Source organism: Nereida ignava, from assembly GCF_001049735.1.
GTDB classification, from domain to species: domain Bacteria; phylum Pseudomonadota; class Alphaproteobacteria; order Rhodobacterales; family Rhodobacteraceae; genus Nereida; species Nereida ignava.
Genome location: NZ_CVPC01000067.1, coordinates 1 through 2001 on the forward strand (window position 1 = coordinate 1; position 2001 = coordinate 2001).

Annotated in this window: 4 protein-coding genes; all 4 read left to right on the plus strand. The window is 56.2% G+C overall.

Features of this window, described 5'->3' with window-relative positions; genetic code table 11:
- Positions 1–41: 41 nt before the first annotated feature.
- A complete protein-coding gene (locus NIG5292_RS14390; protein ID WP_233488245.1) occupies positions 42–143 on the plus strand; it encodes a hypothetical protein in 102 nt (33 codons plus the stop codon).
- 187 nt (positions 144–330) lie between these two features.
- Positions 331–762: a YeeE/YedE family protein gene (locus NIG5292_RS14395; RefSeq protein ID WP_048600056.1), complete on the plus strand. Its 432-nt coding sequence runs from the start codon at positions 331–333 to the stop codon at positions 760–762.
- 3 nt (positions 763–765) lie between these two features.
- Positions 766–1197: a DUF6691 family protein gene (locus NIG5292_RS14400; RefSeq protein ID WP_048600055.1), complete on the plus strand. Its 432-nt coding sequence runs from the start codon at positions 766–768 to the stop codon at positions 1195–1197.
- 100 nt (positions 1198–1297) lie between these two features.
- Positions 1298–2001 (plus strand): MBL fold metallo-hydrolase (locus tag NIG5292_RS14405; RefSeq protein ID WP_048600224.1); only part of this gene is annotated, 704 nt, incomplete at its 3' end.

Genomic DNA, 2001 nt, shown 5'->3' on the forward strand with positions numbered 1-2001 from the left:
TCGCCAGCGAGCTTGGCACTGCCCGCGAAGTCATCTCCCGTGTGCTGAATGATTTCCATAAACGCGAGCTCATCTCGCAGTCGCGCGGTATAATTACCTTCACCAACAAGCCCGGATTGGCCGCCATAGCGCATAGCGCGTAATTAACGGCACATGATCGGTAGTTTGGCTTCTTATGCCTTAAGTGACAATGTCACTGAAGGCGTGGCTGTTGGGGTGTATTCTGCGGCTATGTTATCGTCCCGAGGAGGCATTCATGATCACTAATTCAGGCAGCACGGCGCGACGTTTTATGACGGCGGCTGGCATCAAGACAGGATGGACATAATCATGGAAACAGCTTTCACTCCGTTCGGCTCCCTTGGCGGTGGCCTCGCGATTGGTCTTGGCGCCGTCATGTTGATGCTTGGCCTTGGCCGCATTCTGGGGGCGACCGGTATCATGTCCGGTCTGGTTTTCGCACAAAACCGTGCAGAGGCATCGTGGCGCGCTGCCATGATCCTTGGCATGATCGCCGCACCCGGTGTGATCTTTTTGGTCAGTGGCACAATGCCCGCTGTCGATGTGCCAGTAAGCCCGACCATGATTGTGATCGGCGGCACCATCGTGGGGTTTGGCGCGAGCTTGGGATCTGGGTGCACATCGGGTCACGGGGTCTGCGGATTATCGCGGTTTTCCATTCGGTCGCTTGTTGCAGTGCCTACGTTTATGGCCACCGCCGGCATCACCGTCTTTATCATTCGTCACATATTTGGAGCCTAATCCATGAAACTGGTTTTTGCTGGCCTCACAGGTCTTGTCTTTGGTATCGGGATCGCTCTGTCGGGTATGATGAACCCAGCCAAAGTGCTGAACTTCTTTGACATTACAGGTACATGGGACCCCAGCCTCGCCTTTGTGATGGGTGGTGCACTGGTTGTCACAGGGATTGGGTACCGCGCTGTGTGGCGCCGCGCGCAGCCCTTGTTTGGCGGTACGTTCCAAGTGCCGAACGCAACCAATATTGATCCCAAACTTGTGGGTGGTTCTGCGTTATTTGGCATCGGCTGGGGCATTGCCGGGTTTTGCCCCGGAGCGGCTATTCCCGCCCTTGGGACGGGGCGTTGGGAAGTAGTTCTGTTTATCGCTGCGGTGGTTGTTGGACTTGCCCTGCGACGCCTGATGACACGGATGACGACAGCGGCTGTGCCCCAATAAAGCGGTGCCCTGAATGACGACCGCCTACTGCCCCGCCCACACACTGAGGGTGGCGCGAGGCTGCCGTCACCACCTGCATCTGAGACCAAGGAGATTGACAATGACGTACCCTGTAAACATGAACATCACCCCTGACGTTCAGGCCTTCTTTGATGATGCAACAAACACGATCAGCTACATCGTCAAAGACCCCACATCTGATGCCTGCGCGATCATCGACAGCGTTATGGACATCGACTACGCAGCCGGTCGCATCACCTTTGATCACGCCGATGAGCTGATCCGCCAGATCGAGACGCGCGGGCTGAAGTTGGAATGGATCATCGAGACCCATGTCCACGCAGATCACCTAAGCGCGGCCCCCTATATTCAACAAAAGCTGGGCGGCAAAATCGGGGTTGGTCACAAGATTACCGTTGTGCAGGAAGTGTTTGGCAAGGTCTTCAACGAAGGGACCGAGTTCCAACGGGACGGCAGTCAGTTTGACGCACTATTTGAGGACGGCGACACCTATATGATCGGCAATATGCAGGGCTTTGCCATGTATACGCCCGGCCATACGCCCGCTTGTATGGTACACGTTATGGGCAACGCGGCCTTTACGGGCGACACCCTATTTATGCCCGACGGTGGGTCAGCGCGCTGCGATTTCCCGGGCGGCTCTGCTGAGGAGCTTTACGACAGCATCATGAAGGTTCTGGCTCTGCCGGACGACATGCGTTTGTTCATGTGCCACGACTACGGACCCAACGGGCGCGATATTCAGTGGGAAACGACTGTGGCCGATGAGAAGGCCAACAACAT